General features: G+C 64.8%; 7 protein-coding genes and 2 rRNA genes. All 9 read right to left on the reverse strand.

The window, feature by feature from the left end; translation table 11 throughout:
* The gene (lysS, locus tag VGM20_01645) at nucleotides 1-1542 is read right to left on the reverse strand and encodes a lysine--tRNA ligase (GenBank protein ID HEY4099561.1); all 1542 of its coding nucleotides are present in this window, start codon (nucleotides 1540-1542) and stop codon (nucleotides 1-3) included.
* Nucleotides 1539-2643, reverse strand: a protein-coding gene (prfB, locus tag VGM20_01650; protein HEY4099562.1) for a peptide chain release factor 2 whose coding sequence is annotated in 2 segments (ribosomal slippage) — nucleotides 1539-2582 and nucleotides 2584-2643 — 1104 coding nt in all. Because the reading frame shifts where the segments join, the coding sequence is not laid out codon by codon here. Before prfB ends, lysS begins: the two co-directional genes overlap by 4 nt.
* A gap of 60 nt (nucleotides 2644-2703) precedes the next feature.
* Nucleotides 2704-3420: a zinc-ribbon domain-containing protein gene (locus VGM20_01655; protein ID HEY4099563.1), complete on the reverse strand. Its 717-nt coding sequence runs from the start codon at nucleotides 3418-3420 to the stop codon at nucleotides 2704-2706.
* A gap of 7 nt (nucleotides 3421-3427) precedes the next feature.
* On the reverse strand, nucleotides 3428-4417 hold the full coding sequence (locus tag VGM20_01660) for a diguanylate cyclase (protein ID HEY4099564.1): 990 nt from the start codon (nucleotides 4415-4417) through the stop codon (nucleotides 3428-3430).
* 54 nt (nucleotides 4418-4471) lie between these two features.
* On the reverse strand, nucleotides 4472-6112 hold the full coding sequence (gene cax, locus VGM20_01665; protein HEY4099565.1) for a calcium/proton exchanger: 1641 nt from the start codon (nucleotides 6110-6112) through the stop codon (nucleotides 4472-4474).
* Nucleotides 6113-6120: 8 nt separating this feature from the next.
* Nucleotides 6121-6294 (reverse strand): Trm112 family protein, encoded by a 174-nt coding sequence (locus VGM20_01670; GenBank protein ID HEY4099566.1) that lies wholly within the window; start codon nucleotides 6292-6294, stop codon nucleotides 6121-6123.
* Complete coding sequence (gene era / locus VGM20_01675; GenBank protein ID HEY4099567.1) at nucleotides 6294-7166, reverse strand: GTPase Era; 873 nt, start codon at nucleotides 7164-7166, stop codon at nucleotides 6294-6296. Before era ends, VGM20_01670 begins: the two co-directional genes overlap by 1 nt.
* 149 nt (nucleotides 7167-7315) lie before the next feature.
* Nucleotides 7316-7432: ribosomal RNA gene (gene rrf, locus VGM20_01680) — 5S ribosomal RNA — on the reverse strand.
* A 75-nt stretch (nucleotides 7433-7507) separates the two neighbouring features.
* A 23S ribosomal RNA gene (locus VGM20_01685) occupies nucleotides 7508-7843 on the reverse strand; the annotation flags it as partial.

Consider the following 7843-nt stretch of genomic DNA (forward strand, 5'->3'; position numbering starts at 1 on the left):
TCACGCCCCCGCGGGCGGACGAGGCTGATCGCTCTCGGGGCGCATCGCAGGAAAGAGGATCACGTCGCGGATCGAACCCTGATCGGTGAGGAGCATCACCAGGCGATCGATTCCCAGGCCGAGCCCGCCGGCCGGCGGCATCCCGTATTCGAGCGCGCGCACATAGTCGGCATCGATCGGGTGGGCTTCCTCATCACCCGCGGCGCGCTGGCGCACCTGGTCCTCGAATCGCGCCAGCTGATCGTCGGGATCATTCAATTCACTGAACGCATTCGCCAGTTCGGTACCGTTGACGAACAGCTCGAAGCGCTCGGTGAGGCGCGGATCACTCCGATGCGCTTTCGCGAGCGGCGAGAGCGGCCGCGGATAGTCCACCACGAACGTGGGCTGAATCAGCGTCGGCTCGAGCGTGTGCTTGAACAGTTCGTCGAGCAGGCGGGCGCCGGCAAGGTCACGGACCGCATCCGCCGATTCGCCGGCGTCGCGGAGAAACTGGCGCAGTTGTTCCTCACCCGCTTCGAGGGGATCGAACCCGGCGATGGCGCGGATCCCGTCGACGAATCCGACGCGGGCAAACGGCGCGGCAAAATCGATCGTCGTTCCGGCGGACGTCACCTGTTGACCGCCACGACATTCCTGCACGACCGCCACCAGCAGCTGCTCGACCATCGTCTGCATCTCGTGATAATCGGCGTACGCCTGATACCACTCCAGCATGGTGAATTCGGGGTTGTGGGTCCGGTCCATCCCCTCATTGCGGAAGTCGTGGCCGATCTCGTACACCCGCTCGAATCCACCGACGAGGAGTCGCTTGAGATAGAGCTCGTCGGCGACCCGCAGGAAGAGCGGCATGTCGAGCGCTCGATGATGCGTCATGAACGGATGCGCCGCGGCACCCCCGTACATCGGCTGAAGGACTGGTGTCTCCACCTCGAGAAAGCCCCGCGCATCCAGGAAGCGGCGGATCGTCGCGATCGCTTTGGCACGCAGGATGAACGTCTGCCGCAATTCCGGATGCACCGCGAAATCCGCGTACCGCTGGCGATAGCGGACTTCGGGATCGGTCAATCCGCCGTGCACCACCGTCGTCCCGTCGGCGAGGCGCTCGGTCTTTCCGCGCGGCAGCGGCCGCAGCGACTTTGACAGTAACTCCACCGCAGCGACCGCAATGGTGATTTCGCCGGTGCGGGTGCGGAACAGCGCCCCGCTCACACCGATATGGTCATCGAGATCGAGCAGTTCGACCAGGTCCCACGCCGCGCCCAGCGTGTCCTGCTTGAAGTAGAGCTGGATCCGCCCCGACTGATCCTCGAGATGACCGAAGATCGTCTTCCCCTGGCCGCGCAACGCCACGATCCGTCCCGCGACGTCCACCTGCGGCCCCGCATCGGGCGTGGCATCATTCCATGCCGCGAGCGCCGCCGCGGCGGAATGGCTCCGTTCGAACCGGTATGCGAACGGCCGCACCCCGAGCGCTTCGATGCGCGAGCGCTTCTCCCGTCGAGCCTCTTCGACATAGGTGCGTTCGAGGGGATCGATCACGCCGCCTTCGCTCCGAATCGCTTGAGGTACGCTTCGATGAACCCATCGAGATCGCCGTCCATCACGCGCTGGACGTCGGTCACCTTGAGTTCGGTGCGGTGATCATTCACCATCGTGTACGGCTGGAACACGTACGAGCGGATCTGGTTTCCCCACGAGTTGTCGGTCTTGGTCGCTTCCACCAGCGCGCGCGCAGCCTCCTGCTCCTCGAGCTTCAGCTGATAGAGCGCCGCTCGCAGCATCTTCATCGCCACGTCACGATTCTTGAACTGGCTCCGCTCCTGCTGGCAGGAGACCACGGTGCCGGTGGGCATGTGCGTGAGGCGCACGGCCGATGATGTCTTGTTGACGTGCTGCCCGCCGGCGCCGGACGCACGGAAGACGTCCATCTTGATGTCTTCCTCGCGCAGGTCGATCTCGATCGTGTCGTCGACGTCGGGATAGACGAACACCGACGCGAACGACGTGTGGCGCCGAGCCTGGCTGTCGTACGGCGATATCCGCACCAGACGATGCACCCCCTTCTCGGCCTTGAGATACCCGTATGCGTACTGACCCTTGATCTCGATCGAGACCGATTTGATTCCCGCCTCCTCGCCGGCCATCAAATCGAGAATCGTCACTTCAAATCCCTTTCGCTCGGCCCACCGGACGTACATGCGCATCAGCATCTCCGCCCAATCCTGCGATTCGGTGCCGCCGGCGCCGGGGTGGATCGTAAGGATCGCTCCACGGCCGTCATCCGGTCCCTGCAGCATCGTCTGCAGTTCGAACCGCTCCAGCTGATCGACAACGCGAGCAAGCTCCCCCTGCAGCTCGGCCGCCATTGATTCGTCCGGCTCGGAGGCAAGCAGCTCCGACAGCCCCGACACGTCGTCGAGTCTCGACTGGAGCTGATCGTGCGGGGTGATCCACCCCTTGAGGGTACGGATTTCTTCGACCTGCTCTCGCGCCCGGGCGGAGTCCGCCCAGAACGCAGGATCGGCCTGGCGAGCCTCGAGGTCCCGGAGCCGCGCTACCTTGCGATCGAGGTCAAAGAAAGTCTCGGAGTTCGGTGAGCCGCTGCTTCAACTCGACGACACGGTCGGCCAGATCGGGCATGGATCGAATCCCTGAAAAGAATGCCCAAAGATAGCCGCACACCGCGCGGCATCGGCATCCTTACCCGAAGAGCGAACGCCCCTCTGCAAGAATCTCGTTGAGCGCTTCGGTGAAGTACGGCGTGTTGGCGGCGACGTCGTGTCCCACCTGCTCGCTGTACTCCTCCCAGCTCTTCCGGATCTCTTCGCCGAACAGCTCCTTCAGGTTTCCCTCCGCGAGCCCGCGCTGACGCTTCTCTGGATAGTAGACCACCAGGTCCGACACGAGCGCCCGCGCCAACCGCCGGGCCCGCGTCGACGGGTCCTGCTGCAGGAATGGGTTGTTGAACCGGCCAGCCTGCGACGCCGCGGACGACGGAGGCGGCGCGGCGGCGGGCGGCGGAGCTGGTGAAGTGGCCGGGGCGGCCGCCGCTTCAGCGGGCGCGGGTGGCTGCGGTGCCGGTGGCGCTGCCGCGTTCCCCATCCCGATCCCGTACGCCGGGACCGGGTCGGCAGCGGGAGCCACTTGCTGGTGGACCGGGATCGCCGGGGGCTGTGGCGGAGCCGCAGCCGGCTGGTTCGTTGGGGGTGCCGGAGGAGCCTGCGACGGCTGGGGCGCTGTCGCCGGCGCGGCCAGTTCGACCGGAGCCAGTGACGGCGATGGTGGCGCGGCAATCGGCGGTCGCCGGACCGCGATCAATCCCGAACAGACTGAGCAGCGGGCGCGGACCCCCTGCTCCGGGACCTTGGCCGGGTCCACGCGGAACACCGTGGCACATTGCGGGCAGGTAACGTTCATCGGTTCCTCAAGCGCTGCGGGCGTCGCGTCCGCCGGGGCCGCTCCGGATCTCCATGTCTCCCCGGCGGCGGTCAACGACGAACAGCGACCCGGGAAGTGTTTTCGCGTAACTCTTCATTTCGGTCGCCAGTTCACTCACCTGCGCTGGATGAGTGAACCGGTGATGCTGATTGGTGACGACGCCGATCGAGAGCGTCATCAATGGGACCCGGTGCAACTGTCCGCGCCGGTCCTTGCCAAAAAAATACCCTGCTCGCCTGTCCTGCTCACTGTACTGCAGCGGGATCAGTTCGTCGAACACCGTGAGAATCTCGGCGCAGACCGGCGCGAAGTCGTTGAACGACGTGACAAAGATGAAATCGTCGCCACCGATATGCCCCACGAACCCGTCCGAGCCCAGCAGGCCGCGAACAACATCGTGAAGGACGCGGGAGAGGATGTAGATCACCCGGTCGCCATCGTAATAACTGTATCGGTCGTTGAATTCCTTGAAGTGATCGAGGTCGGCATAGCACACGGCAAAGGCGCCGCCGCCGTCGAGTCGCCGCCGGATTTCGCGTTCGATTTCGTTGGTTCCCGGCAGGCGCGTCGACGGATGCACCGCAACATCGCGTTCGGTGCGCACCGTCAGCGCGTCGAGTCGCGCGCGCTGCTCCGCAGCATCAACCAGCGGAGAGAGGACCTCGTCCGCTCCAGCCTCGTACCATTTGACGATCGACCCGGCGTCGTGCTGGTCGGTGAGGACGGTCATCGGAACGATCGCCGTCGACGGATCGCCCTTGAGCCGATGGACCAGCGCAAGACCGTCCTCATGACACGAGCGTTCGTCGATGAAGAGCAGCGCACCTCGCCCCCGCAATACCAGCGTGGCGATGTCGACCGGGTCCGCGTGCTGCTCGATCCCGAGCCCGCGCGCGTCGGCCCAGCGCGCGACCAACTCGGGCGGCGGGCGATCAGCTGCGCCGCAGTACAGGATGACGCGACGCTGATGTGGCACGCCAGAACTCCGGAGGAGGGGCTGACGGCAACGTAGACTCGGCGTTGGAAGCCGTCAAATGAACCACGCCGCCGCGGCAATCATCAGGTACAATGCGAGCAGTTGGACCCCTTCGAGCCAGTGGGACTCGCCATCGAGAACGATCAGGGCGGAGACGATGACGGCCGCAGCCAGCGCCCCGACCTGGAACCCCGGGAAGACCAGGTTCATCCCCGATCCGATCACGCCGCCGACCAGCACCAGAATCGGCGCCACCAGCAGCGCGACCTGGGTGCTCGACCCCAGCGCGATCTGGATCGCCAGTTCAATCCGCCCGCGCCGCGCAGCAACGATTGCGCTGGCGTGCTCCGCCGCGTTGCCGACGATCGGTACGACGATCAGGCCGAGGAACCCTTGCGATACGCCGAGTGATCGCGTCACCGGTCCAATAGTCTCGACCAGAAACTCCGATTCGACAGCGACCAGCACCGTGGCAACCGCCAGCACCACGACGGTGATCCCCAGTGGCCAGCGAGTGTGCGGATCCTCCCCTGACGCTGCGCCGGTAAAGATCCGGCGGTGCGTTCGGAGGGAAAAGAGCAGTGAGGCGAGGTAGATGATGGCGAGGAGGACGGCCACGAGTTTCGACAGGGCCTGGAGGTGCGAATCAGCCGGTGTCCCGCGCAGCATCGACGGGAGCATCAACGCCGCGACAGCAATCGCGAGCATGGCGCTGCTCATTCCGGCAGCGGTGCGATTGAACTTCAGAATCGGCTGGCGGAGGCCGCCCGCGAGGAGCGCTGCACCGAGAATCAGCAGCAGGTTGCCGAGGATCGACCCGGTGAGCGACGCCTTCACGAAATCGACGTAGCCGGCATGCAACGCAGCAATCGCCACGATTACTTCCGTGGCATTTCCGAACGCTGCGTTCAGCACCGCACTGACCGTCGGTCCGGCATGATCGGCAAGATGCTCCGTGGCCTGCGCGATCGCCCCCGCAAGAGGAATGATCCCGAGACAGGTCACCGCGAACACCCACCCCGAGCTCACGCCGAGGTATTTCAGTCCCACCGTCAGCGGCACGGCGAGGAGGCCAATCCAGAGCACCCAGGAATGCTCTTTCGGCGCAGCAGTTGGAGCCGGTGCTGGACGCGGAGGCGGTGCGAGGCGCGGGCGCTCCGGAGCCCGGGCTTCGGGAATGTCGTCGATTTCAGGATCGCGTTTCCGCGCTACCGGTGCCGGTTGCACCGGTTGACCACTGCGTTCGCGCGGCGGAGATCCATCCCGCCGTTTTCCGGACCGCGCCGCCGGAGGAGGCGCAACGAGTCTGCGTAGCTCTGTCGGTCGAGCCTTTGCCATCGTCAACGCGCGCGCGATCGCGCCGCGCGGTTCCTTGATCAGGGCGAGAAAGAGATCGTCGCCGTTCGGATCGCGCCCTGCGACGGTCGCCGACTCAGCTGCGGCGGCCAGCGCGCGTTCGGCATGGGAGGACAAGGCATTCGATGTCTCGCCTTCGCCGGCTGGACGCGGTGCTCGCCGGCTCGCGATGATCGTCCGGAATTCGTCGGCGGAAATCCCCGCCTGCACCAGCGCCTGCTGGGCTAGACCATCGTCCAGGAGCCACGCAAGAAAAAGATGCTCCGCTCCCACGAATCCGCTTCCCTGGGCGGTCGACTCCTCCACCGCCCGGGTGCGCAGCGTTTCAAGGCTTGTCATTGATGGCGTCAGGGGAGCGGCAGTGCTTCGTCGATGAGCATGATGGGGATGTCGTCTTCCACCGGGTACACCAGCCGGCATGCGTGGCAGACCAACGCTTCATCGGGGCCCGTCTGGTACTCGAGGTCGCCCTTGCACTTGGGGCAGACCAGGATCTCGAGAAGTTGCGGCGAAAGTGACATCACCTTCCCTCGGTGGCAGGGAGCGGAAAGCCGAATCGCGTGAGCGCGCCGGCGTTTCGCCGCCAGTGCGGGAGGACCTTGAGCCAGGTTTCCAGATAGACCGGCTCGCCGAGAAGCGCCTCGATCCGGCCTCGTGCGTGACTGCCGATCAGTCGAAGGGTCTCGCCGCGCTTGCCGATCACGATCCCCTTCTGCGATTCGCGTTCCACGAACAATGTCGCCCGAATGTAAATCGGAGAACGCCCCTCACGGAACTCGTCGACCTCCGCGGCAAATGAGTACGGCACCTCGTCTTCGAGGTACTCGAACGCCGCTTCACGGAGGTACTCGGTCACGAAGAATCGGGTCGACTGCGTGGCGAGGTCATCGGCCGGAAAACGGAACGCACCGGCCGGCAGGCGCTGGCGCAATTCGGCGAGGAGACCGGCGATCGAGTCGGGGTCCTTGGTTGATGTCACAATGGCGCTCTGCCGAAGGCCGGCGGCGGTTGCCCGCGGGACGAGATCGCCCTTGGTGTAGACCGGCACGACCGGAGCCGGGAAGGCCGGCGCGTCGGGGACGAGTGTGGCAAAGGAGGGCGCCGGAGCTTCGGTTGCCGGGTGAAGGTGGAGGACGAGATCGGCGGTCGGGAGTGCGTCGAGCGCCAGCGCCCGCATCCGCTGCTGCATCAGGTACCCGGGGTCGAGCAAGCCGGGGAGGTCGACGAGTTCGATCTGGGTCGCTGCATCGGTGACAATTCCGGTTACCGGCAGGCGGGTCGCCTGCGCCTTGGGTGATACCAGCGAGAGGTGGGTGCCGAGGATTGCATTGAGGAGCGACGACTTCCCGGCGTTGGGCTTGCCGGCGATGGCTACTCGGCCGAATTGGAGCATGGGGTAAGGTAACGGGCGTGCGGTATTGGTTCCTAATTGGTGATCAGACTGCGCGTTGCGGTCTCACACATTACGTGAACTTGCAGGGTGCGTTGAGGGAAAAGCGAAGCCCGTCCGACTCGGTTGAGCGGGACGGGCTTCATTGGGGTGGCTGACGACGGTCTACTCTCCCACCACCTCGCGATGGTAGTACCATCGACGCTACGGGGCTTAACTGCCGTGTTCGGAATGGGAACGGGTGTGGCCCCCGCGCGCTGGTCGCCAGCCATAACTTGGCTGAAAACAACGGAAGGGAGGGATGTTGTGCATGGGAAGGTACCGAAAACCTAAAAAAATGGGGAGAGATCAAACTGCACGGGCGATTAGTACGGCTCGACTGAAGCGCTTGAGCGCCTTGCATCTGCCGCCTATCAACCTGGTAGTCTCCCAGGGCCCTTCAGGGATCTTAAGATCCAGGAGTGTTCATCTTGGGAAAAGTTTCCCACTTAGATGCTTTCAGCGGTTATCTTCGCGCGACATCGCTACCGGGCGCTGCCCCTGGCGGAACAGCCCGTACACGAGCGGTCGCTTCGTCCCGGTCCTCTCGTACTAAGGACGACGTCCCTCAACACTCCCACGCCCACGACGGATACAGACCGAACTGTCTCACGACGTTCTGAACCCAGCTCATGTGCCAC

The sequence above is a fragment of the Gemmatimonadales bacterium genome, assembly GCA_036500345.1.
In the GTDB taxonomy this organism is placed as follows: domain Bacteria; phylum Gemmatimonadota; class Gemmatimonadetes; order Gemmatimonadales; family GWC2-71-9; genus Palsa-1233.

Excerpts from the sequence above, each read along its gene's own strand:
- VGM20_01655 (HEY4099563.1), bottom strand. The coding sequence starts at position 3,420 with ATGAACGTTACCTGCCCGCAATGTGCCACGGTGTTCCGCGTGGACCCG.
- cax (HEY4099565.1), bottom strand. The coding sequence starts at position 6,112 with ATGACAAGCCTTGAAACGCTGCGCACCCGGGCGGTGGAGGAGTCGACC.
- VGM20_01670 (HEY4099566.1), bottom strand. The coding sequence starts at position 6,294 with ATGTCACTTTCGCCGCAACTTCTCGAGATCCTGGTCTGCCCCAAGTGC.
- era (HEY4099567.1), bottom strand. The coding sequence starts at position 7,166 with ATGCTCCAATTCGGCCGAGTAGCCATCGCCGGCAAGCCCAACGCCGGG.